This window comes from Octadecabacter arcticus 238, assembly GCF_000155735.2.
GTDB classification, from domain to species: domain Bacteria; phylum Pseudomonadota; class Alphaproteobacteria; order Rhodobacterales; family Rhodobacteraceae; genus Octadecabacter; species Octadecabacter arcticus.
In genome coordinates, this window is sequence record NC_020908.1 from 5,000,222 (window position 1) to 5,023,634 (window position 23,413).

At 55.4% G+C, this 23,413-nt stretch carries 21 protein-coding genes and 9 pseudogenes; 25 read left to right on the top strand and 5 right to left on the bottom strand.

Annotation, left to right across the window (positions count from 1 at the left end; genetic code table 11):
* Positions 1 to 13: 13 nt before the first annotated feature.
* The 4 genes and pseudogenes from OA238_RS25875 to OA238_RS25890 all read left to right on the top strand — a co-directional run bounded on the left by OA238_RS25875 (position 14) and on the right by OA238_RS25890 (position 2,580).
* Positions 14 to 916, top strand: coding sequence for a DUF1403 family protein (locus tag OA238_RS25875; protein ID WP_015497450.1), 903 nt, complete (start codon positions 14 to 16; stop codon positions 914 to 916).
* A 1-nt stretch (position 917) separates the two neighbouring features.
* Entirely contained in the window at positions 918 to 1,517 is a 600-nt protein-coding gene (gene scpB / locus OA238_RS25880; protein ID WP_015497451.1) for an SMC-Scp complex subunit ScpB, read from the top strand.
* On the top strand, positions 1,514 to 1,792 hold the full coding sequence (locus tag OA238_RS25885; RefSeq protein WP_015497452.1) for a WGR domain-containing protein: 279 nt from the start codon (positions 1,514 to 1,516) through the stop codon (positions 1,790 to 1,792). The genes scpB and OA238_RS25885 overlap by 4 nt, the downstream gene beginning before the upstream one ends.
* 80 nt (positions 1,793 to 1,872) lie before the next feature.
* Positions 1,873 to 2,580, top strand: a pseudogene (locus OA238_RS25890) (IS6 family transposase).
* 183 nt (positions 2,581 to 2,763) lie between these two features.
* Here the strand turns inward: OA238_RS25890 and OA238_RS25895 are convergent.
* Complete coding sequence (locus OA238_RS25895) at positions 2,764 to 3,957, bottom strand: IS3 family transposase (protein WP_015495123.1); 1,194 nt, start codon at positions 3,955 to 3,957, stop codon at positions 2,764 to 2,766.
* Between the two features lie 61 nt (positions 3,958 to 4,018).
* On the opposite strand from OA238_RS25895, the pseudogene OA238_RS30995 reads away from it, so the two are divergent.
* The 9 genes and pseudogenes from OA238_RS30995 to OA238_RS25930 all read left to right on the top strand — a co-directional run.
* Positions 4,019 to 4,288 (top strand): annotated as a pseudogene (locus tag OA238_RS30995) (DDE-type integrase/transposase/recombinase); the annotation flags it as partial.
* 36 nt (positions 4,289 to 4,324) lie between these two features.
* A complete protein-coding gene (locus tag OA238_RS34315) occupies positions 4,325 to 4,591 on the top strand; it encodes a transposase (RefSeq protein ID WP_051076611.1) in 267 nt (88 codons plus the stop codon).
* A gap of 73 nt (positions 4,592 to 4,664) precedes the next feature.
* A pseudogene (tnpA, locus tag OA238_RS35345) lies at positions 4,665 to 4,949 on the top strand (IS200/IS605 family transposase); the annotation flags it as partial.
* 36 nt (positions 4,950 to 4,985) lie between these two features.
* Positions 4,986 to 5,348 carry an IS66 family transposase gene (locus tag OA238_RS35350; protein WP_420806502.1) on the top strand — a complete coding sequence of 121 codons (363 nt, stop codon included), beginning with the start codon at positions 4,986 to 4,988 and terminating at the stop codon, positions 5,346 to 5,348.
* A gap of 121 nt (positions 5,349 to 5,469) precedes the next feature.
* A complete protein-coding gene (locus OA238_RS25910) occupies positions 5,470 to 6,396 on the top strand; it encodes a Hint domain-containing protein (protein WP_015497455.1) in 927 nt (308 codons plus the stop codon).
* A gap of 6 nt (positions 6,397 to 6,402) precedes the next feature.
* Complete coding sequence (mtgA, locus tag OA238_RS25915) at positions 6,403 to 7,170, top strand: monofunctional biosynthetic peptidoglycan transglycosylase (RefSeq protein ID WP_015497456.1); 768 nt, start codon at positions 6,403 to 6,405, stop codon at positions 7,168 to 7,170.
* Between the two features lie 66 nt (positions 7,171 to 7,236).
* Entirely contained in the window at positions 7,237 to 7,902 is a 666-nt protein-coding gene (fzlA, locus tag OA238_RS25920) for an FtsZ-binding protein FzlA (RefSeq protein ID WP_015497457.1), read from the top strand.
* 102 nt (positions 7,903 to 8,004) lie between these two features.
* Positions 8,005 to 9,045 carry a tRNA epoxyqueuosine(34) reductase QueG gene (gene queG / locus OA238_RS25925; protein WP_085982792.1) on the top strand — a complete coding sequence of 347 codons (1,041 nt, stop codon included), beginning with the start codon at positions 8,005 to 8,007 and terminating at the stop codon, positions 9,043 to 9,045.
* Positions 9,042 to 9,971, top strand: coding sequence for a DMT family transporter (locus OA238_RS25930; RefSeq protein WP_015497459.1), 930 nt, complete (start codon positions 9,042 to 9,044; stop codon positions 9,969 to 9,971). Before queG ends, OA238_RS25930 begins: the two co-directional genes overlap by 4 nt.
* A 253-nt stretch (positions 9,972 to 10,224) precedes the next feature.
* On the opposite strand, the gene OA238_RS25940 is transcribed toward OA238_RS25930, so the two are convergent.
* Entirely contained in the window at positions 10,225 to 11,094 is an 870-nt protein-coding gene (locus OA238_RS25940; RefSeq protein ID WP_015497460.1) for a branched-chain amino acid aminotransferase, read from the bottom strand.
* A gap of 148 nt (positions 11,095 to 11,242) precedes the next feature.
* Here OA238_RS25940 and OA238_RS25945 point away from each other — a divergent pair, with 148 nt between their 5' ends.
* Genes OA238_RS25945 through dxs form a run of 6 tightly spaced genes read left to right on the top strand, consistent with a single transcriptional unit; the run spans position 11,243 to position 16,474 of the window.
* Positions 11,243 to 11,746: a MarR family winged helix-turn-helix transcriptional regulator gene (locus OA238_RS25945; RefSeq protein ID WP_015497461.1), complete on the top strand. Its 504-nt coding sequence runs from the start codon at positions 11,243 to 11,245 to the stop codon at positions 11,744 to 11,746.
* 4 nt (positions 11,747 to 11,750) lie between these two features.
* Positions 11,751 to 12,452, top strand: a complete 702-nt coding sequence (locus OA238_RS25950) for a response regulator (protein WP_015497462.1) — start codon at positions 11,751 to 11,753, stop codon at positions 12,450 to 12,452.
* A 59-nt stretch (positions 12,453 to 12,511) separates the two neighbouring features.
* Positions 12,512 to 13,435, top strand: a complete 924-nt coding sequence (locus tag OA238_RS25955) for a histone deacetylase family protein (protein WP_015497463.1) — start codon at positions 12,512 to 12,514, stop codon at positions 13,433 to 13,435.
* A complete protein-coding gene (locus tag OA238_RS25960; RefSeq protein WP_044037690.1) occupies positions 13,432 to 13,668 on the top strand; it encodes an exodeoxyribonuclease VII small subunit in 237 nt (78 codons plus the stop codon). Before OA238_RS25955 ends, OA238_RS25960 begins: the two co-directional genes overlap by 4 nt.
* Entirely contained in the window at positions 13,661 to 14,530 is an 870-nt protein-coding gene (locus OA238_RS25965; RefSeq protein ID WP_044037692.1) for a polyprenyl synthetase family protein, read from the top strand. Before OA238_RS25960 ends, OA238_RS25965 begins: the two co-directional genes overlap by 8 nt.
* A 36-nt stretch (positions 14,531 to 14,566) precedes the next feature.
* Positions 14,567 to 16,474, top strand: a complete 1,908-nt coding sequence (dxs, locus tag OA238_RS25970; protein WP_015497465.1) for a 1-deoxy-D-xylulose-5-phosphate synthase — start codon at positions 14,567 to 14,569, stop codon at positions 16,472 to 16,474.
* Here dxs and OA238_RS25975 read toward each other — a convergent pair.
* Together OA238_RS25975 and OA238_RS25980 are read right to left on the bottom strand one after the other, a co-directional pair.
* Positions 16,471 to 17,243: pseudogene (locus tag OA238_RS25975) on the bottom strand (ion transporter). The gene dxs and the pseudogene OA238_RS25975 sit on opposite strands and share 4 nt — an antisense overlap.
* A 59-nt stretch (positions 17,244 to 17,302) precedes the next feature.
* On the bottom strand, positions 17,303 to 18,160 hold the full coding sequence (locus tag OA238_RS25980; protein ID WP_015497466.1) for an SDR family oxidoreductase: 858 nt from the start codon (positions 18,158 to 18,160) through the stop codon (positions 17,303 to 17,305).
* A gap of 53 nt (positions 18,161 to 18,213) precedes the next feature.
* Between OA238_RS25980 and OA238_RS25985 the strand changes: the two genes are divergently transcribed.
* A complete protein-coding gene (locus OA238_RS25985) occupies positions 18,214 to 18,420 on the top strand; it encodes a hypothetical protein (protein WP_144055991.1) in 207 nt (68 codons plus the stop codon).
* A 38-nt stretch (positions 18,421 to 18,458) separates the two neighbouring features.
* Here OA238_RS25985 and OA238_RS31005 read toward each other — a convergent pair.
* A pseudogene (locus OA238_RS31005) lies at positions 18,459 to 19,522 on the bottom strand (IS630 family transposase).
* Positions 19,523 to 19,617: 95 nt separating this feature from the next.
* Between OA238_RS31005 and OA238_RS35355 the strand changes: the two are divergent.
* From OA238_RS35355 to OA238_RS26025, 5 genes and pseudogenes are all read left to right on the top strand, one after another.
* A pseudogene (locus tag OA238_RS35355) lies at positions 19,618 to 20,242 on the top strand (transposase); the annotation flags it as partial.
* Positions 20,243 to 20,308: 66 nt separating this feature from the next.
* Positions 20,309 to 21,376: pseudogene (locus OA238_RS29450) on the top strand (IS5 family transposase).
* Between the two features lie 201 nt (positions 21,377 to 21,577).
* Positions 21,578 to 21,716, top strand: a pseudogene (locus OA238_RS35360) (IS30 family transposase); the annotation flags it as partial.
* A 166-nt stretch (positions 21,717 to 21,882) separates the two neighbouring features.
* A pseudogene (locus tag OA238_RS26020) lies at positions 21,883 to 22,855 on the top strand (IS110 family RNA-guided transposase).
* A gap of 178 nt (positions 22,856 to 23,033) precedes the next feature.
* Positions 23,034 to 23,387 (top strand): class I SAM-dependent methyltransferase, encoded by a 354-nt coding sequence (locus OA238_RS26025; protein ID WP_015497469.1) that lies wholly within the window; start codon positions 23,034 to 23,036, stop codon positions 23,385 to 23,387.
* Positions 23,388 to 23,413: the final 26 nt, after the last annotated feature.

Genomic DNA, 23,413 nt, shown 5'->3' on the forward strand with positions numbered 1-23,413 from the left:
TTAGGCTTCGGGTATGACATCCAATCTGAACATGCATGACACTGCTGCAGAAACAGTATCCCATATGCCGGCTTGGGTCACCTCTGCACGCGCGCAGGTCCTTGAAGATGTGGCGTTTTTGTCAGGGGCCGCACTCGCAACACTGCAACTCGTGCTAGGTCGTCAAGACGTGCCTCAGACCTTGCTGCGCGCCCGTTTGGCGTTGTCTGCAGCTGAGGCCTGCGTGGCCTTTTCGGGCCGTCCAGAACGGGCAAGGGATCTACGCGACGCGGTGCACTTGCTGCGACCTGGCGATTTACCCGGGCCAGCAGGCGAGGTCTACCTGTGCTGGCAGCGCGCGGTTGAGCGGCCTGTTTCAATCAAGGCGTTGCACCGGGCTTTGCCACTGCAGTCGCCAGATAAGATTGCCCGTTGGCTTGATGCGCCCAGCACGAGCCTTGCCCGCACGCCGATCGCGCAGGCAACGCAGGTGCTGGAGGCAGTTTTGACCCAAAGCTCGCGCGCAGAAATGTCAGGCCTGATCCTTGCAGATGCGGCGCTGTCAAAGGCCTTAGGCTGGGGCCATATCGTGCCGCTCCTCGCGTCAGGTTTAAAGCGCAGCGATTTGCGTAAACGAGGCGATGACCTGCGGCTTGCCTGTCATCGGGCGGTGACTGCATGCGCCGCAGACGCTGTGCGGACGGCGAACGATCTTGCACAGAGGACTGCGCGCTTGAACGCCGTCGCGCCCAAGCTGCGGGCGAAGGGGGCAGGTGCTGCGCTCGCGTTGTTCCTGACGTTGGACGCGGTGACACCTGCTGCGTTGTCATCGCTCAACTCGGATCGCGCGGCGCGGCGGTTTTGTGACCGGCTCTTCGGACTAGGGGCCATACGTGAATTGACGGGGCGTGACACGTTCCGCCTGTACGGGGTCTGATATGGCAAAGGATAGCCCCGATCTTGATCGTGAGTTGATCGACCTGCCACCCGAGTTGCGTTGGCGGGAATGGATGCGGCGGGTTGAGGCGGTTCTGTTTGCCAGCGCGTCGCCAGTTTCGCGCGATGCTCTGGGACGCGTCGTGGGGCAGGCGGCCTCGGTCGATCTGCTGGTTGAAGATCTATCAGCAGAGCTCGCGGAACGTTCCTATGAAATCGCCTGCGTCGCGGACGCTTGGATGTTGCGCACCCGCACGGCTTACGCACCGGTAATCCGAGCAGCTGCCAACGTGAGTGACCAAGCGCTAGACCTCAGTGAGTTCGATGTCGCGGTGCTCGCCGCCGTCGCCTATCACCAGCCGGTCACCCGTGACGGGCTCAAGGATATATTTGGCAAAGAAATTAGTCGTGATCTGATTGGGCGTCTGCACGTGCGAAAATTGATCGCGACGGGTCCCCGTAGCCCTCGACGGGGTGCGCCCTACACGTTCGTAACGACGCAACAGTTCCTCTTAGCCTTTGATTTGGAAAGCCTGCGGGACCTTCCAGATCGCGAGCAGCTGGACGATGCTGGGATCGTTGGGACGCCGATGGCGCAATGAGGATAAATGATACATCTCTGGATTTTCAGGTTTGCCTTGAGAAGATCAATCACATCAAGCGGCAGCGCCGGTTCTATCTGCTGGGCGTCATGCGCACATTGTTTGGCGAATGGTGCCTTGTCCGGGAATGGGGACGCATTGGCGCGGCGGGTGGTCAGAGCAAGAGAACTTACTTTGCATCGCGTCAGGATTGCGAAGCGGAATTGCAAAAGATCAAATCAACCAAAGCCAGGCGGGGCTATGCCACGATCCCAATTCAGCTCGAGCTGTTTTGAAGACGAGGCTGAGATAGAGGGGAGGCACTGTCAGAAGAAAACTTGTTGAGGCGGGCAGGGCGAGGAATTAGCGTCGCGGGATGACAAAACGCAGCCCTTTTCGCTACTTCAAGACGAGCCCAGAGATCATACGGCTGGCCGTGATGATGTATGTTCGTTTCCCGTTATCGCTTCGGAACGTTGAGGATCCGTTGCACGAACGCGGCATCGACATTAGCTATAAGACGGTTCGACTTTGGTGGAACAGATTTGGCCCGCTGTTTGCCGCAGACATCCGCGAGAAAAGGGTCAGCCAGATGCGCGTATATTCAAATTGGCAGTGGCACCTGGACGAGGCGTTCGTGAACATCAGCGGCGAGACGCACTATCTTTGGCGGGCTGTGGATCACGAAGGGGAAGTCCTGGAAAGCTTCGTTACGAAGCGCCGTGATCGCAAGGCAGCATTGAAATTCCCAAGAAAAACAATGAAACGTCATGGTCGCGTACATGTCTTTGTCACCGACAAGTTACGTTCCTACGGCGCGGCGATGAAGGAGATCGGCAACGCTGATCGGCAAGAAACCGGCCGCTGGTAAAACAACAGGGCTGAGAATTCACATCAGCCATTTCGATGGCGAGAACGGGCTATGCTTCGCTTTAGACGGATGCGAACTTTACAGAAATTCGCCGCCGTTCACGGCTCAGTTCACAACCATTTCAACGCGGAGCGGCACCTTTACAGCCGATTAAATTTCAAGCTGAACCGCGCCGCCGCTCTAGCTGAGTGGCGTCAACTTTGTTCAGCATAGGTTCCGGCGTTTGGCAGCCCACTGAGACTGGTTCGCATTCGTCTGACAGCACCAAGCGCCGTGATCGCAAGGCAGCATTGAAATTTCTCAGGAAAACAATGAAGCGCTTTGGTCGACCATATGTCACCGTGACCGACAAGTTATGAACTTCGTCCCGTTTTCCGGACAGTTTGCTTATTGAGCCTATGCTGCCATTTTCCAAGTCATATCTTCGAAAGCCTGTTTTGGCGTTTTGTAGCCGACGCCTGAATGACGGCGCTGGCGGTTGTAGAAGACCTCAATGTATTCGAAGATGGCGGCCTTGGCCTCAGCGTGTGTTCTAAAGCGCCGCTGGTGAACCATCTCCTTTTTCAATGAAGCAAAGAAGCTTTCCATCGGCGCATTGTCGAGGCATTGGCCCTTGCGGCTCATGGATTGAGTGAGTTTCGCCTTTTTGATCAGCTTGCGATAGTCCCCGCCAGCATATTGGCCGCCCCTATCGGAGTGGTGTATCAATCCCGGAACCGGGCCTCTGCGTCCCAGAGCCATCTCGAGGGCGGCGCAGCAAAGCTCCGCACGCATGTGATCCTCCATCGCCCAACCGACGATCTCACGCGTGGTCATGTCCTTCACGCCAGCCAGATAAAGCCAGCCTTCGTCCGTGTCGATATAGGTGATATCCGCCAGCCAAACGGCATTAGGCGTCTGGCTGTGGAATTTCTGTTCCAACAAGTTTGGGGATGGCTTCAGCTTATGATTGCTGTCCGTTGTGATTGGCTTTCTACGCTTGCGAAGAAGCGGGGACACCTTGTGTTCCTTCATTATTCTCGCAACACGGCGCTCGGAGACGACCTCACTATCCGCCAGTAAGTCTTGGTGAATACGCTTTGATCCATAACATTTCTTACTGGCCTTGAAGAAGGTTTTTATCTTGGGAAGCAACGCCTGATCCCGAGCGTCGCGATTAGCTTGACGCTGATCACGTGCAGGCTGACTGGCTGGGAACCCGTAGAACCAGCCCCGGGATATCTCTAGAAGACGGCATAATATTGAAACCGCGTATTGAGCTTTATGGGCGGTGACGAAAGCACGCTTGTTCGTCATGGTTTCACCGCCCGCGCCGCGAAAAAAAGCGGATGCTTTGTGCAAAATCTCCACTTCCTCAGCAAGCCGCTTGTTGTCTTTGCGAAGGTGGAGCAATTCAGCCGCATCCGCCTGCTGACGCCGTTTGGCTTCAACTGAGCCAAACGCCTCAATTTCCAAGCGCCACGTCTTCAGCTGCGTCCCAGTGATCCCAAGCTCCTTGGCAACGCTGCCTTGCGTCGCACCAGGCTCATATAACCGCTCAACTGCAGCTGCCTTATAATCGTCTGTATAATTGCGTCGATGTTGTCCCATTTGGTGCCCCTTTCACGGACTGGGGTAAAGTACCCCAATGTCCGGCAACAGGGACGAAGTTCAGTTACGTTCCTTCGGCGCGGCGATGAAGGTCATTGGCAACGCAGACAAACAGGAAACTGGGCGCTGGCTGAATAACCGAGCTGAGAATTCCCACCAGCCTTTTCGACGAAGAGAGCGAGCCATGCTGCGCTTCCGCCGAACGCGAAGTTTGCAAAACTTCGTCTCCGTCCACGCCTCAGTTCACAACCATTTCAACCAGGAACGTCACCTTTATCCACGCACCAATTTTAAGCTAAACAGAGGTGGTCGCAGGATTTCGGACCAGTAGTTAAGGTGGATCAACTTGTGAAAGAGATGGTCCAAAATGACGAAACGAAAGAACCACTCGCCCGATTTCAAAGCCAAGGTTGCGCTTGAAGCGATCCGCGAAGAAATGGCGATGGCGGAGTTATCGAAGAAGTACGGCGTTCACCCGACCCAGATCGGCACATGGAAACGCGCGGTGATTGAGAACATGTCGACGGCATTTACGCGCCGAGGTTCCATTCCTGAGCAGGTGAGCATTGCAGACGTTGACTTTCCACAAACGGGATTAAAGCCACCGGCTTCCAGCCGGTCCGCTTTAGCGTAATGTACTATAATCTTCCCTCTCATTTTTAAGACCCCGCGAAGCGGTAAGGGTCTTAAAAATGAGAGGGAAGATTATGATCTATTCCACAGGAAGCCATACCAAATTTTATCACCGATTTCACGTCGTCTGGACAACAAAATACCGATACAAAGTTATGCGCGGTGAAATGCGTGAGCGTATCCGTGAAATCATTATCCAAACATGCCAAGAACTTGGCGTGCATATTGAGACGGGCGTATTGTCGACCGATCACGTCCACATGTTCATATCGGTCCCGCCTCAGATAGCTTTGTCAAAGGTGATGATGCGGATCAAGGGACGCTCGTCTTATAAGATACAGCGCGAGTTTCCCGAACTCCCCACGTCGGTTCACCACGGCATCCTCACCAAATACATGGCGATCCTCACCGAGGGCCTCGCCTTCCATGAGCGACAAGACCCACTGGCTAGACGCACTGGTGCGCGAGGCCGAAAAGCCAGGCGGCCAGGCCATAACCTTCTGGTCCGCTTGCGCGACTACCGTGATGACGTCCTAAGGTTCCTTACGGACTTCACAGTTCCCTTCACCAACAATCAGGCCGAACGGGACCTGCGCATGATGAAGTTGCGCATGAAAATCTCGGGAACTTTCCGCACCCTCGAGGGCGCGCAGGTCTTCGCTGACATCAGATCCGTCATCTCGACGGTCAGAAAACACGGGGGCAATATCCTCGAAACACTCACCCTATCACCACAACAGATCATCGCTCGGCCCTAACGTCGCAAGGGCAACACAAAACCCGATATCCGATGGGGTCCTTGGGAGTTACCTTTTTTCCTGAAATTGGACCAATTGAGGAAGCATATTTGCACTGTAATCCATCAGTGCGGAGGGCGTCATGCCGACGAGTTATACAGACCAGTTTTACGTTATCGATCCATACAGTCCGCCGCCGACTGGGACGGCACTGAATTTTGTCAACTACACGTTGACGGATGAGAACGATGACGGGGATCTTGATCGCTTTAACAACGATTCGATCAATGGTTTTGACATTCAGTCATCGTGGCCCGGCGACGTTGTGAACGTCGACGTTGGGGGCACGATATTCAGCTATAAGGGCACCACGTTTTATTTGTCGAATGGGACGCAGGTCTTTACGCCGACAGACGGTCAGGCGTTGCAAAACGGAAACCTATCGAATGCGAGCGCAGTGACGACACAAGGCCCGCTGGATGTGGGCGATTTTGGGCCGCCTTGTTTTACAGCTGGCACATTGATTGAAACTGATCGTGGGATGACGCCTGTGGAGCAAATTCAGGTTGGCGACCTCGTGCGCACGTTGGACAATGGTTTGCAGCCCGTGCGGTGGCATGGCAGCCGCGGTGTTCCTGCATTGGACAAACGGGCGCCGATCCGGTTCGCGCCAGGTGCGATTGGGAATGTGCGTGAACTGTTGGTGTCTGCGCAACATAAGATTCTGGTGTCCGGCTGGCGCGCCGAATTGTTTTTTGGTGAAACTGAAGTTTTGGTTGCCGCAACCCATTTGTTGAACGCCGACACGATCCATCGCGCACCGCGCCGTTATATTGATTATCACCACCTGATGTTTGATCGCCACGAAGTGCTGCTTGCCGAAGGTGTTCCGACGGAAAGCTTCTATCCCGGCGAATATATTTTACAGGATTATGCGTTGCGCGAAGAGATAGAGCACTTGTTCCCGGAAATGATCGGGCTGGTCGATCGGGGCTGGGAAGCCGCGCGAACTGTGTTGGGCGGACAAGAAGCTAAGGTGCTTTGTGGTGACATTTTGCATGCGGCGTAGGTTTGCATGCTTGACCCGAGCTCTGGTGCTGCGATGAATAGCGCCATGGCTCGTAAAACACGCAAAATTGTTAAGGACCCCATCCGGCTCCGTGATCGCCCGAGATTGTTCGTGCGGCGGGCGATAAAATATATTTTTCGAGGCATTTTGACTATGATCGCATTGGCAGTTTTGCTGACGGCAACGTTCAGCGTCGTGAACCCACCAACCACTCCGTACATGTTTTCTGAAAGCCGACGCGTCGGTGGTGTGAACCAGATATGGGTGGCGATGGACGACATTGCGCCGGTGATGGCGCGGTCCGCCGTTGCAGCAGAGGACGCGGATTTTTGCATCCACTGGGGGCTGGATCTGACGGCGATTCAAGCCGCGTTGGAAGACGGCGCAAATCGCGGTGGTTCGACAATTTCCCAGCAGGTCGTGAAGAATGTGTACTTGTGGCAGGGGCGGTCGTGGTTTCGCAAATCGCTGGAGGCATTGATAACGCCGTTAGTAGAAGCGGTCTGGAGCAAGGAGCGCATTCTTGAGGTCTATTTGAACGTGGCCGAATTTGATGATGGGGTGTTCGGTGTCGAAGCTGCAGCGATACATTATTTCGGTGTCACGGCGGCAGAATTGTCGCCCGTGCAAGCCGCGCGGCTTGCTGCGATCCTGCCAAGCCCGAAAACGCGGTCCGCATCCCAGCCGACGTCTTATATTCGCAGCCGCGCCGCTAGCATCGTTGACGGCGCCGCTACAATTCGAGCGGATGGTCGCGCGGCCTGTTTTGAGTAGCGTGCTGGGATTGTAACGGCTCGTCTGTTGAGGCATTGAAGGGGCAGTCTTTATCTGGGGCCTTTGATGAACCGTCTCTACCATTATCCGCTGTCACCTTTTTCGCGCAAAGTGCGCTTGTCGCTGGCCGAGAAGCGGATCGAGGTCGAGCTGGTTGAAGAACGATTCTGGGAACAGGATGCAGATTTTCTGCGCCGTAACCCTGCGGGCAAGGTGCCGGTGTTGAAAATGGGCAATCGATTGATGGCCGAGAGCAGCGCAATTTGTGAATATTTGGAAGAGACGCACCCGACGCCGTCGTTGCTGCCGAGCGATGCGGACGGTCGATATGAGGTGCGCCGTTTGGTGGCGTGGTTTGACGATAAATTTAATTCCGAAGTGACGAACAAGCTGATGGGCGAACGCGTTTTTCGCAAGATTATGGGCACGGGATATCCTGACAGCGCCAACGTGAAAGCCGGAAGCAAGGCGATAAAATACCACCTCGATTATATGCATTGGCTGTTGGACCAGCGGCGCTGGCTGGCGGGCAATGAGTTGTCATTGGCGGATTTTGCCGCTGCCGCGCATCTGTCGTGTCTGGATTATGTGTCGGATGTGGACTGGAACCGGAGCGTGATCGTTAAGGACTGGTACGCGAAGATCAAGTCACGGCCTGCGTTCCGCTCGATTTTGGCAGATCAGATTTCAGGCTTTCCACAGCCGTCGCATTATAGTGATCTGGATTTTTAGGCCGTTTCGAACAGGCTTCGCCTGTCCGATCAAAGAGGGGCCAGCCCCCCGTCCTACGGACTCCCCCCGGGATATTTTTGAAGCAAAGACGGGGCCGTTAGTTTGACAGAGTCGTTGAAGGATCGGCTTCGTGCCAAAGCGTTAGAAGAAGGATTCGCTGGCTTTGGTGTGTGCCGCCCTGACAGCGTGCCTCGGTTGCCGCAGCGTTTGAAGCAGTTTGTGGATGAAGGCTATCATGGCCAGATGGCTTGGATGGCGGAGCGGATGGCGTGGCGCAGTGATCCGACTGCATTGTGGCCAGAGGCGCGGTCGGTTGTGATGTTGGCGGAACCTTATACGCCTGAACATGACCCGTTGGCGGTTTTGGAGCAGCGGGACCGCGCGGCGATCAGCGTTTATGCGCAGAACCGCGATTATCATGATTTGGTGAAGAAGCGATTGAAGCGCGTGGGGCGGTGGTTGGTTGATGAGGCTGGTTGCGAAATCAAGGTCTTTGTCGATACTGCCCCTGTGATGGAAAAACCGCTCGCGGCGGCGGCGGGGCTGGGATGGCAGGGCAAACATACAAATTTGTTGAGCCGCGAGCTTGGGAACTGGTTTTTCCTCGGCTCGATTTTCACGACTTTGGATTTGGAGCCGGACAAAGCTGAGGCTGAAAAGTGCGGGTCGTGCACGGCGTGTTTGGACATCTGTCCGACGAATGCTTTTCCGGCGCCATTCCAGCTCGATGCGCGGCGGTGCATTTCGTATTTGACGATTGAGCATAAAGGCCCTGTGCCGGAAGACCTACGCGCTTTGATGGGCAACAGGATCTACGGCTGTGATGATTGTTTGGCGGTGTGCCCGTGGAACAAGTTTGCAGTTGAGGCGCGTGAAATCCGGTATGCGGCGCGGCCTGAACTGGTTGCACCGCCGTTGCGTGATTTGGTCGCTTTGGATGATGGCGCGTTTCGGGCGATGTTTTCGGGCAGTCCAGTGAAACGGATCGGGCGGAACAGGTTTGTGCGCAATGTGCTGTATGCGATTGGTAATTCAGGTGACGCGGCGTTGACGGATGCAGCCGCGGCGTTAACGGGCGATCCTGCCGCGGAGGTCGCGGATGCAGCGGTTTGGGCGGTGGCGCAGTTGGGTGGAAAAGAATGACGGCAGCGATCCAAAACAATGTGACGCGGGGCATCTTTTTGATGATGTCGGCGATAACCGTGTTCACCGTTATGTCTGCGTTCATCAAGGCGGCGGACCGTGTGCCTGCCGGTGAGGCGATGTTTTTCCGATCCCTTATGGCGATGCCGATCGTTTTGATCTGGTTGGTGTCACACGGGGGTATTATGGCGGGAATTCGCACCAAATCCGTTCGCAATCACGCTGTGAGGGGAATTGTTGGGTCCTGCGCTATGGGGTTGGGATTTGCAGGTCTCAAGTATTTACCGCTGCCTGAGGTGACCGCGATCCGTTTTGTGTCACCGATCCTGATGGTTGTTTTGGCGGCGATTATTTTGGGGGAGAAGTTTCGTTTTGTCCGCATCGCGGCGGTCATGCTGGGCTTTGTCGGCGTAGTTATTATCGTGGCACCACGTTTGAGCGTCGGTCTGGGGACAAATGAGGCCTTGGGTGTAGGGTTGACGTTGGGGTCGGCGTGTCTGGCGGCCTTGGCGCAGGTGTTTGTGAAGGGCATGTCGGGCAGCGAAAGCACCACGGCGATTGTGTTCTGGTTTTCGGCGACGGCGACGGTTTTATCTTTGCTGACGCTGCCGTTTGGCTGGGTTTGGCCGAATGGATTTGAACTGGCGTTGCTGATTGGGGCTGGGGTCATCGGCGGGCTTGGACAGATTTTGCTGACGGCGAGTTATCGGTTCGCCGAGGCAGGTGTGTTGGCGCCGTTCACCTATATTTCGATGCTGTGGTCGGTGTTGATCGGATATTTTTGGTTCAACGAAGTGCCGACAATGGCGATGCTGATTGGCGCGGCGTTTGTGATTGCTGCAGGGGTCATCATTGTGCTGCGTGAACGGGCGCTGGGCGACGATGCGACGGCGCGGCGCAAGGTGAGGGCAAAGGGGCTGCAGTAGCGGTAGGGTGAATTTTCGTCCAAAGTGTGATATGACCCTTCCGATAGAGGAGGAACTGCCATGACCCGACATATCACTGACCAACCCCAAGCGACACAGACCAACAAACGTGCGGCGGTGTTTTTGAAGCTTTACCGACGCCGGCTGGTTCAAGCAGCACGGCGTCGGACGTTTGAGCAGGCGCGGACATCAGGAAACGGGCGTCTTGTTCAATATCTGAGGATTGAACGCGGGCGGACCGTTTAGCTTTCGATCAGACGCGGACCAGTTTTTCGTATTCGGCAGCTAGATCTTTGACCAAGGTGCCGACTTCGAATTTGTGATCTCCGATCTGTCCGACGGGTGTGACTTCGGCCGCGGTGCCGGTGAGCCAGCATTGTTCAAACCCGTCAAGTTCTTCAGGCATGATGTGGCGTTCGATCACGGTGATGCCTTTGTCGCGCAGCATGCCGATAACCGTTTGTCGGGTGATGCCGTTGAGAAAGGCGTCAGGTGTGGGCGTGTGGACTTCGCCGTTTTTGACAAAGAAGATGTTGGCTCCCGTCGCTTCGGCAATGTAGCCGCGATAGTCATACATCATCGCGTCCGAACAGCCCTTCGCTTCGGCGGCGTGTTTGGACATTGTGGCGATCATGTAGAGGCCAGCAGCCTTGGCTTGGGACGGCGCACATTCAGGTGACGGGCGTTTCCATTTTGCAATATCGAGTTTTGCGCCTTTGGTTTTGGCATCGCCGTAATAGTTGCCCCATTCCCAAACGGCCACGGCCATATGCACGGGGTTGCGCGACGACGCGACGCCCATGTCTTCACCAGCACCGCGCCATGCAACGGCACGCACGTAGGCGTCTGTCAGGCCATTAGCATCAAGTGCGGCTTGTTTGGCAGCTTCGATTTCATCAATTGTGTAGGGGATATCGAAGTCGATCATCTTACCGGATGCGAGCAAACGTTCGGAATGCTGGCGGGATTTAAAAATCTTGCCATTGTAGCAACGCTCACCTTCGAATACGGAGGAGGCGTAGTGCAGGGCGTGGGTGAGGATATGGACTTTGGCATCGCGCCATTCGACAAGCGCGCCGTCCATCCAGATTTTGCCATCACGATCATCATAAGCACCAGCCATGTAGTAGCCTCCCTAGTTTTGCGAATATTACGCATTTAAGTCCGGTGTGGACACTTTATTGCGCGCAACCTGTGATTCGATACCGATGCCTGCTTGGAATGTCAACAAAGCTGACGTATTATGACTGCAAATGTGAAGGGACGTTCAGATGGAAGGTAGCGGAAGAGACACTGGCAACGCGCTGTTGTTCCTAACGGATGAACAGCTTCGCAAGGGAATTGAGGCGATGTTTTTCGCCTATCGCGGCTTTACAGCGGACCCGGATCGAATTTTAGCGGACATTGCCTATGGGCGGGCACACCACCGAGCGGTGCATTTTATTCATCGATCCCCCGGAACGACAGTCAATAATCTATTGGCGATGCTGGGCGTTACAAAGCAATCGCTTAACCGTGTGTTGCGGGCATTGGTTATGGATGGTTTGGTCCGCAATGAAGTCGGTAAGCGCGACAAGCGGGAACGGCATTTGTATTTGACGCCAGACGGCGAAGCGTTGGAGCGGCAATTGTCGGATGCCCAGCGCGACCGGATGCGCACCGCCTACCGCGCCGCGGGGCCTGAGGCCGTGACAGGGTTCAGGCAAGTGCTTGAGGCGATGATGGATGAAGACATGCGCAATCGTTATGATGCGTTGAAAGACCTGAAGGGGTAACACAATGCACAGTGAACAGCCACATTTGCTGATTGTCGATGATGATGAGCGTATCCGCGTGTTGTTGCAGAAATTTCTGGTGCGCAACGGGTTCCTCGTGACGGCCGCACGCGATGCAGCCCATGCACGGCGGATTTTGGCGGGCTTGGATTTTGATATGCTTGTGCTGGATGTGATGATGCCCGGTGAAGACGGCGTGACGCTCTGCGCTGATCTGCGCCGTGAACGCGACACGCCGATTTTGTTGCTGACTGCAAAGGCGGAGACTAGTGACCGGATCGCGGGACTTGAGGCGGGGGCAGATGATTACCTGGCCAAGCCGTTTGAACCCAAGGAATTATTGCTGCGGATCAATTCGATCTTGCGGCGCGTGCCGCCATCGGAAGCCGAAAGTGTCGTGCCCAAAGTGCTGCATCTGGGGCCGTTGCGCTATGAGATGGAACGCGGCGAGATGTGGCGCGGCGAGGATTTGGTGCGGCTGACCGCGACAGAGGTTCAGTTGATGAAAATATTCTCGACCACGCCGGGGGAAGCGATAAGCCGTGAGGATTTGGTAGATCGTTTGGGTCGATCTGGCGGACAGGCGCAAGAGCGTGCTGTCGATGTGCAGATCACACGGTTACGCCGCAAACTGGAGGCGGACCCTAAACAGCCGCGCTATCTGCAGACGGTGCGGGGTGCGGGATATATGTTGGCGCCTGATTAAGAGACGTATGCCTCCGGCGGGAATATTTATGAGACAAAGGCAATGACGAGGGGGCCGAGATGGTAACTGCATTGATTACGCATAAGGCGTGTTACGATCACGTAACGCCGCAAGGACATCCCGAGCAAGTGGCGCGGTTGGATGCGGTTTTGGGCGCGTTGGCTGGTATGGATTTGCTGCGCGTTGACGCGCCGTTGGCTGCGGATGACGATTTACTGCGCGCGCATCCCAAGGGGCATGTTGATACGATCAAAGCAGCGGCCCCGTCCGAGGGGTGGCGGTCGTTGGATGCTGACACGCATATGTCTATTGGCACATTGGAGGCAGCGTATCGTGCGGCGGGTGGTGTCGTTAAGGCTGTCGATCTGGTGATGGCGGGCGAAGCTGGTAATGCATTTGCCGCGGTGCGCCCACCTGGACATCACGCAGAGCGCGAGACTGCGATGGGGTTCTGTTTCTTTGGCTCTGTTGCAGTGGCGGCCAAGCATGCCCTTGAATTCCACGGGTTGAAGCGTGTTGCGATATTGGATTTTGATGTGCACCACGGCAATGGTACGCAAGATTTGGTTGAAGGCGATGCGCGGATTCTATTCTGTTCGAGCCATCAGATGCCATTGTACCCCGGCACGGGGGCGGCGCATGAAACTGGCGTCGGCAATGTTGTGAATGTGCCGCTGCCGGACGGCTGTGGATCGGCCAAATTCAGGGCCGCGTGGGAGCGCGAGGTGTTTCCGCGCGTTGAAGCGTTCAAGCCGGAGCTTTTGTTGATATCGGCAGGATTTGATGCGCATGCGGATGATCCATTGGCGGGGATGATGTTGCATGAGGACGATTTCGCGTGGATCACTGGCAAGCTATGTGATCTGGCGGACAAGCATTGTTCAGGCCGTGTGGTATCCGCGCTTGAGGGCGGTTATGATCTTGAAGCCTTGGGCCGTTCGGCGCGGGCGCATGTAGACACATTAAAGGAGCGCGCGCGATGAGTGCAGACGTAAAGAGCATGAGTTTCGAGGACGCGCTGCGCGAGCTGGAACAGGTAGTCGGCAAGTTGGAGCGTGGCGAGGTTCCTCTCGACGAGTCTATTGCGCTGTATGAACGCGGGGCCGCCTTGAAGAAACGCTGTGAGGCGAAGCTGAAAGAGGCCGAAGAAAAGGTCGCTAAGTTGACTTTGGATGGTGACGGGCAACCGACGGGTACGGAACCTTTGGATGGCTGATGCATTGAAAGATGCGTTGAAGTATGCCGCAGAGGTTGTTGAGGCAGCAATCGCGGCAGCCGTGCGGCCAGTGAAAACACCTATCCCCGAAGCGATGATGTATGCAGTGCGTGGCGGAAAATCGTTGCGCGGGTTTCTGGTTCTTGAGGGCGCGCGTTTACACGGCGTTCAGGAGCGGATCGCGGCACCGATTGCTGGCGCAATCGAGGCGATGCACGCCTATTCCCTGATCCATGATGATTTGCCCTGTATGGATGACGACGATCTGCGACGTGGCAAGCCAACGGTGCACCGCAAGTGGGACGAGGCGACGGCGGTGCTGACCGGTGATGCGTTGCAGGCCTTGGCGTTTGAATTGATTATGCTGGCAGATATCACGCCAGAGACGAAGGTCGTTCTGGCGCATATGTTGGCTGTTGATGCTGGTGAGCGCGGAATGGTTGGCGGGCAAGCCGCGGATATCGCAGCGGAGTCGGCGGCTGCGGCGCTGACGCTGGGTGAGATTGAAAGTTTACAGGCCAAAAAGACTGGTGCGTTGGTTGAATGGGCCTGTGCGGCAGGGCCACGAATTGCTGGCGCGGACGAAATGCCAATGCGCCAGTACGGACGTGCGCTGGGCCGTGCATTTCAGATTGCCGACGATATTCTGGATGTAACAGGCGACGCGGAGGCGGTTGGTAAGGCCGTCGGGAAGGATCATGCTGCGGGTAAGGCCACCTTTGTCTCGCTTTTAGGGCTGGATGGGGCGAAAAGCCGCGCAGTTGAGTTAGTGGACGAAGCATGTGATGCATTAGATGTCTATAGAGAGGCGGCTAACACATTGAAGGCTGCTGCGCGGTTTGTCGTGCAACGCACACATTGAGCGTCTTGAACTGTAATTGCTGAAGGATGGCCTGATATGGCTGAGAGACCAAAGACCCCGCTTTTGGATCAGATCGATCTGCCGAGTGACCTAAACGGGTTGTCCGATTTGCAGTTGCGCACGCTCGCCGATGAGTTGCGGGCAGAGACGATTTCGGCTGTGTCAGAAACCGGCGGACATTTGGGGGCCGGGCTTGGTGTAGTTGAATTGACCGTGGCGCTGCATGCGGTTTTTGATGCGCCCAAGGACAAGATTGTCTGGGACGTGAGCCACCAGACCTATCCGCACAAAATCCTTACAGGACGGCGGGACGGAATCCGCACCTTGCGTCAAAAGGACGGGTTGAGCGGGTTCACCAAGCGGTCTGAATCGCCTTACGATTGCTTTGGTGCGGCGCATTCATCCACGTCGATTTCTGCCGCCCTCGGCTTTGCTGTTGCGCGGGATTTGGGTGGTGAGGGTGGCGACGCGATTGCGGTCATAGGCGATGGGGCAATGTCTGCGGGCATGGCCTACGAGGCATTGAACAACGCAGGGCATTTAAAGAAACGTCTGATCGTAATTTTGAACGACAATGAAATGTCGATTGCACCGCCCGTCGGGGCGATGTCGTCATATTTGTCGCGGCTTTATGCGGGTGATCCGTTTCAGGAATTTAAGGCGGCGGCCAAAGGTGCCGTTTCGTTCTTGCCCGGACCTTTGCAAGAAGGCGCGCGGCGGGCCAAGGACATGTTAAAGCATATGACCGTTGGCGGCACTTTGTTTGAGGAGTTGGGCTTTTCGTATCTGGGGCCAATTGACGGGCACGATATGGAACAATTACTGTCGGTCCTGCGGACCGTGAAAACCCGCGCAACGGGGCCGATCCTGATCCATGCGATCACTAAAAAAGGTAAGGGCTACGCTGAAAATCGCGCGGATCGCGGTCATGCGACGGCGAAGTTCGATGTTGTCACGGGCGAGCAGAAGAAGACGCCGAGCAATGCGCCATCCTACACGTCGGTGTTTGCGGAAAGCCTGATCAAACAGGCGACCAAGGACGACAAGATCGTGGCGGTGACGGCGGCGATGCCAGACGGCACAGGCTTGGATCGGTTCATGTCACGGTTTGCGTCGCGTTGTTTTGATGTCGGAATTGCCGAACAACATGCGGTGACATTTTGTGCCGGCCTTGCGGCGGGTGGGATGAAGCCATTTTGCACGATATATTCGACGTTCCTGCAACGCGGGTACGACCAGATCGTGCATGATGTGGCCATTCAGCGCTTGCCTGTGCGGTTTGCAATTGATCGCGCCGGGCTTGTCGGCGCTGATGGCGCGACCCATGCGGGATCGTTTGATGTGGCGTTTCTGGCGAACCTTCCGGGATTTGTCGTGATGGCCGCCGCTGACGAGGCTGAGTTGACGCGCATGGTCGCGACAGCTGTGGCCCATGACAGCGGACCTATCGCGTTCCGGTTTCCACGTGGTGAAGGTGTCGGTGTTGAAATTCCCGATGACGCGCAGCCGCTGGAAATTGGCAAAGGCCGGATGATCCGCGAAGGGTCTAGGGTTGCTATTTTGTCGTTCGGCACACGGTTGCAAGAAGTTGAAAAAGCCTGCGAAGCGCTGGCCGCGAAAGGTATCACGCCGACGGTTGCGGACGCACGGTTCGTCAAGCCGTTAGACCGTGAAATGATCCTTGGGTTGGCCCGCGATCACGAGGCGCTGATCACCGTCGAAGAGGGCGCAGTCGGCGGGTTCGGGTCACATGTGGCGCAATTGCTGGCCGAAGAAGGCGTGTTCGATCACGGCCTGAAATTTCGGTCCATGGTGTTTCCAGACATCTTCATCGACCAAGCGGGCCCGCGCGAAATGTATGAAGTTGCAGGCATGAACGCTGAACATATCGAGGCGAAAGTGCTGGATGTTTTGGGAGTCGGCGTGATTGGCAAACGCGCCTAGGGCTGCTTCGGTAGGCGCTTTTCGATCGCTTCAAGACGCACAAGGACTTCGTCGCGATAGGTGTCGGTTGCAGCGTTTGATTCTTCGTGGTGGGCGTCTTGCATTGAGTTGACGATCAGGCCGACAAGCAGGTTCACCACCGCAAAAGTCGTGACCATGATGAACGGAATGAAGAACGCCCATGCGTATTGGAACTCAACCATCACTGGGCGCACGATGCCCATCGACCAGCTTTCCAATGTCATGATTTGAAACAGGCTGCAGGCGGAATGGCCCAAGCTGCCGAACCATTGCGGGAACGTTTCGCCGAACATTTTGTTGCGATCACCGACCCGATGTAAAAGATCAGAGACATCAACATGAACACGCTGCCCATGCCGGGCAAAGCGGTCAAAAACCCTTCTACGACGCGGCGCAAGCTTGGCACTGCTGAGACGACGCGAAGCACTCGAAGAATACGAAGCGCGCGCAATACCGAGAACGCCTGCGCCGCAGGGATTAGTGCAATTCCAACGATTACAAAGTCAAAGACATTCCAGCCAGACCTAAAGAAGCGGAAATGCTGCGTAAAGAGTTTTGCCAGAATTTCGAGCACGAAAATCCACAGACAGATCGTGTCGAGCGTGTCGATCAACGTGCCCGCGTTGTTCATGATTGTGTCTGAAGACTCTAAGCCAAGAATCACTGCATTGAACAGAATAACGCCAATAATCATTTTTTGGACCCAATTGGTCGCCAGAATTTGCGCGGTCTTCTCTCGTACTGTCATCAATGGCCCCTTGGTTGAAATTCATATGGCTATTGGATTCCCCAAGGGCAAGTCGCGCACTATGGATTTCCGGTTTCTGCCGCCAGAAGCGCGGCAAGGCCCGCGCGGTAATCGGGATAAGTCAATTTTACACCGAGATCGGTTTTTATCCGGTCGTTGCGAACCTTTTTACTTTCGGCATAAAAACTACGCGCCATTGGCGTCAGATCAGCATTGGCGAAATCTTGCTCTGGCGGGATTGGCAGGCCAAGCAATTCAGCGGCATGTGCGATGACGTCTTGGGGCGGGGCTGGATCATCATCGCACAGATTATAGATCGCACCCGGGTTTGGTTGCGCGATGGAAGCGGCAAGCGTTTGGGCGATGTCCGCCACGTGGATACGGCTGAAGACCTGACCGTCTTTGATAATGCGCCGTGCCGTGCCGTTGCGCACTTTGGAAAATGGCCCACGACCGGGTCCGTAAATTCCTGCAAGTCGGAAAATATGAAGTGGCAGGCCGAGCAATTGCCAAGCCAATTCGGCGTCCACCCGCATCTGACCGCGTTTCGTAGACGGGCTGAGGGGCGTGTTCTCATCGACCCAGCCCCCGTCATGATCGCCGTAAACGCCTGTCGTAGACAGATAACCAACCCATTCAAATTGGTCGCGACGGTCAGCAATTTCGTCGCGCAATTCGTTAAGGACTGGATCGCCGGCCTCGGAAGGACCGGCAGAAATCAACAGGTGTGTTGCGGATTTAAGCGCTGGCGTGAGGTCCGCACCCGGCCAAATGCGCGGCTCGATCCCTTCTGCCATCAGCGCGGCGGCCTTATCTTCACTGCGAGTCGTTCCGATCACGCGCCAATCATCGGGCAAGAGCGTTGTAAGCGCGCGGGCTGAATAGCCGTGGCCAAAGGACAGGAGAGTTTTTGTCATGCCTCTTGGTCGCGCAAGATGTCGAGCGGTGCAAGGTGTGTTATGATCTAATCATGACAGATCATGATCTAAATCTAGAGGGCGCTTATGCGCTGAAGACGCCGCAGGATACCAAGCGGCTGTACGTAGCTTGGGCTGATACCTACGACGATTATTTCAGCGATGCGCAGGGCTATTTGATCCCGCGCGAAGTGGTGCGGGTTTACACCGGTGCAGGCGGGCGTGGTCGGCGATTTCAATGGGTCGACGGAACACTTTAGTCTTTAGCCAAAGATGGAGTGTAATACCAACGGCCGAATTAAGTGACCCTTGCCCATTCTCGATCTGTGATTGAACTTATTCGCTCTGGGTCGTTCGCAAAGAAGTTCCAAGCTTGTGCACATTTGTCGAGTATTTCGTCATAGGTGTCGAAGACTGTGATTGCGAGTTTATTGGCTCGCAGATAAGCCCAGACGTTTTCCATGGGGTTGAGTTCTGGTGAATACGGTGGCAGCTTAACGAGCGTAATTTTATCTGGCACCTGTAAACAATTTGCGCCATGCTACCCCGCCCCATCAACAATCAGCAAGGCATGTGAGCCGGGTGCGACAGCTTTTGCGATCTCATCAAGATGCAGCCCCATAGCCTCGGCGTTGACGTAGGGCAGGACGAGACCTGCGGCGGTACCACGTGCGGGACAAGCGGCACCAAAGATATAACTCCATTTGAAGCGTATATCACGGGGTGCGCGCGGGCGAGTTCCACGCTTGGCCCATTTACGGGTGAGTGTCCCCTGTTGTCCAACGCGGGCTTCATCTTGGAACCATACTTCAAGAGGCTTCCCCTTTGCATGTTCTGGCAGAGTATCGTTTACGAGGCTCGCAAAGTTTTTTTAAAAGCCTGCTGCGCTTCGCGATCAGTTTTCGGATGCTCTGGACGCACAGACAGGCGGCGAAAGCCATGCTTGGTTAGATATTTCCCAATCGTACGCACATGCAGTTTCACGTCGAACTCCTCTTCAACACGAGCCTGCAAGTCGACACAACGCCATCGTACTACGCCATCTTTTACTGGGTCGGGCCCGGCCTCCACCCACGCCACAAATTGCGCCTGTTGCTTGGGCGACAACCGTGGTTTTGCCCCCTTGCCATTCCGATCCGATAACCCCTCAATGCCTTCTGCGTTAAAGCGATGCGCCCAATCCCGAAGTGTTTGTCGATCCATACCACTGCTGCGGGCAGCCGTTTCACGATCCACCCCATCAAGCACCAGCGCTATGGCCAGTAGTCGCCGTACAACCCGCCCATCCTTGGTTCGCTTTGCCGCACGGCGCAAATCTTTCGCAGACATATCCGTGCGCGTAATTTTTATGGCTCCACCCATGAGCACCTCCCAATCTATGGAGGTCATTGATTCAGAGTTTACCAAAAATTAAAACCAAAAAAATGAGTCAGATATTCTGGCCGCTGGTATAAGTTATGGCCTATCGTCGCCGCGTATTTTTCACGGACAAGCAGAAGTCGGAGATTTGGGACCCTCTCAGCGATGCTGAGCATCGCCTGCCGGGCAGTGGATGGCAACGTGGAGAGTCGATGAGCTCGATTGGCCGTGTGTTTGATCGGGGGTCATCATCAATTTACCCGCTGTTTGAGCGGACTGGCAGCATCCGTCCTGCGGACCGCATCAGGTCGCGGCTTGCTCTAACCCCGATCGATCGAGAGGAGATATCGAGGGGCCTTCGAGCGCAGGTGTCCCTGCGGTCTATCGCACGAAGTTTGAAGCGATCAGCCTCCACAATCAGCCGTGAAGTCCGGCGCAACGGAGGGATCAAAGACTATCGTGCCGCGCCTTCAGATGTCGCAGCCTGGGATCGCTCTCACCGCCCGAAGCTGTGCAAGCTGGCAGGCAACGCCTATCTCTGTCCACTGCCCGGCAACACATGCTTGCATGTGTGAGAGGGGGCGATATCGACTAAGCTGATCCGCATGTGGTCCCCGCAACAAATCGCAGGTTGGCTGATGCGAGAACATCCCGATGATGAGAACAAGCGCGTTTCTCACGACGATCTGCCGAAGCTTTTTTATCCAAATTCGTGGCGTACTTTAGAAGGAGAGGCCTCTGCATAAGTCTGGGATTCCCCTGAAGGTTTAATTTTGCTATTTTAAAGCCATGCAGAAGCCATTTTCCACCCAACCCGAACTCTTCATTACCAGCGCTGATCTTGAGCATGCGAGCCTGCAAGGGTTGGACGGTGCCGAGGCGATTTTGGACTGGGTAAAGCTCGAACAAATCATGGCCGAAATCTATGCCAGCAAGACTGGCCGTCCGAGCTATCCATTGCTGACTTTACTCCGCGCGTCATTGCTGGGCATCTGATATCGCTTGAGTGATGCTGAGCTGGCTCTGTCCCTGTTTCGCGATCTGTTGTTCAGGAAATTCTGTCACCTCGAATTGGGTGGGGATGTCCCTGACGCCACTACCATTGGGCGCTTTCGGGCGAGGTTGATGGAACTGGGCCTGTGGGAGGTTTTACTGGGCGAAGTGAACCGCCAACTTGAAGCAAAACATATCATCATGACTGAAGGTCGCATCAATATCATCGATGCCACTCCGGTTGAAGCGGCGCAGTCGGGGTACGGCAAAGACGCCAATGATGAACCCACGCGCGACAAGGATGCGGGCTGGCACGTAAAGGCCGACAGTCGCGGTAATATAAAGTCCACCTACGGCTACTCGGTCCACACTGGCGTCGACGAAGATGGCTTCATCCACCGCCAAACGGTCACACCAGGCAATGCCCATGACAGTACCGAACGGGACACGCTATTGCTGGGCGACGAGGCAGCGCTTTACGCGGATGCCGCCTATTCTTCGCAAGCCACACGCGAAAAATTGGCGCAGTTTGGTATTGATGATCAAGTGCAGCGCAAGGGCTATCGGGGCCACCCTTTGTCCAAAGCGGATTTGGTCCGCAACAAAGAGATTGCCGTGATCCGCTCCGGCGGCGAGCGCCCCTTTGCCACCTATAAATCCCGCTATGGATTGGCTCGAACGCGGCTGAGGGGGCTGGCTAAAAACCTGACCCTGTTCGGCCTGGCAGCCATCGCCCATAATATCGCGAAGGGGGCAAAGTTCTTGGCGCTCTACGGCCTGCCAGACCGGAACCCACTGGATAAGTGCGACCAAAATCAAAAAATAACGCCTGAAACCCAACGCTACAGACACCTAAGAGCGTAAACACAGGCAGCTTTTGGAAACACATGACCAACGGGAACCCAAACAACAGGTTATGCTGAGGTCTCAAGGAATTACTAGCGCATCTACGGGCAACGCGGGCCATCCGCCGATCTCGCCATGCCACCATGAAGCGTAGTGGTCTGGGCCAACCTCCCGGTGATTGCTGCGCAATCGCCTGCCGGTCAATGGTTCAACGACGCAATATCGATCCTTGACAGGCCAGCCGAGGTGGAAGATCGGGCCGTGCCTGGTCATTGGGAGGGTGAGCTCATCGCAGGATCTGGCAACAGCTTCATCGCAACATTGGTCGAACGGAGCACGCGCTACGTGATGCTGGCAAAGGTTGGCAACAAAGACAGCCACAACGTCATTCAGGCGCTGATCAAGTAGCCCCGTAAGCTGTCCAAAGAGCTGTATCGCTCCCTGACTTCGGACCGTGGGTCGGAGATCGCTGGGCATCCTTGGGCTTTGGGCCCGCATGACAAGACAAGGTTAGGAAGAGACACATGGAAGATACCATTGGGATCGACATTTCGAAAGACACATTGGACGCTTATTGGTTGTCCTCGCGAGAGCACAGGCAGTTTTGCGATGACAAAGCTGGCGCTAAGGCACTCGCATTTTGGGCGAGAAAAACAGAAGTTTCCCGCGTCATTTTTGAAGCAACAGGCATTTATCACAGGTGCATCGAAACGGGCTTGGCTCAACACGGGATCAGCTTTGCACGGGTCAATCCGCGTCAGGCCCGCCGGTTCTGCGAAGGTGAGCGATTTGGTCGCCATCGGTTCAAGACTAATCGCGAACGGCCGGCTGGCCAAAACGGACCGGGTGGACGCTGCGCTATTAGCCAAAATGGGCGCACTTCTGGAATTGAGAGCAGACCAACCCAAAAGCGAAACACTTCATGATCTCAAGCAGCTGGCAACAGCCAGGCTGGCATTGATCAAGGACCGGACCGCAGCAAAGGCACGACTTGCCGCAACGACGCACGTCTTGCCTTCCCAGCAGATCAAACGACGTCTGAAACAGATCGAACGTGACTTGTCGCAAGTTACCGAGGCAATCGATGCCATCGTTGCGGCAGACAAAGATCTCGCTGCACGCGCCGAGATTCTTACAAGCATTCCGGGCATCGCAAAGGTAACAGCCTGTGCGATATTAACCGAAATGCCCGAACTCGGACATTTGAGTGGCAAGAAAGCAGCGGCGCTGGCGGGCCTTGCACCCATATCGAGGCAATCGGGAAAGTGGCAAGGCAAGGAACGCATCCAGGGCGGTCGCGCCAGCGTCAGGCGCGCAGTCTATCTGCCAGCGGTTGTTGCTACACGCTTCAATCCAGACATGAAGGCAAAATACGAACATCTGATATCGACTGGGAAATGCAAGAAGCTGGCGATCACAGCCGTTATGCGAAAGCTGATTGTCACCGCAAATGCCCTTCTACGGGATCAGCGAAAATGGGGCGAATATCCAGCTTGACCAATACGGATACTCAGTGAATGCGTATCGACTGCCGAGCGAGGGACGAATGGTTCTTTCGTTTCGTCATTTGGGATCACTTCTTTCACAAGTTGATCCACCTTAACTACTGGTCCGAAATCCTGCGACCACCTCTGTCAGCATTGGGCCGATTGATGCGCTTGATCTGTCGGAAGACATGTTGCGCGTCGCCAAGGGCAAAGGTGTTTACCGCAACTTGATCGCAGCTGACGTGACTGAGCCATTGGGCTTGACCGGATATCGCGGAATCGTAAGTGCGGGCACATTTACCTTGGGCCATGTTGGACCCGAGGGAATTTTGCCGCTTCTGGAGATTGCTGAGAAGGGGTGTCTGTTCGTCATTTCAGTCAACGCGCAGCACTACCAAAGTGTAGAATTTGAGGTGCTATTCGCCAAGATAGACCCACAAATTGTCGACCTTACATTTGAAGACGTGCGCACCTACAGCGACAAGGCCGACCTGTCACATCGCTACGACATCGCACGTCTTGTCCAATTCAAAAAGGCTTGAGGGCTTGCCATAATGGTGGTCATGAA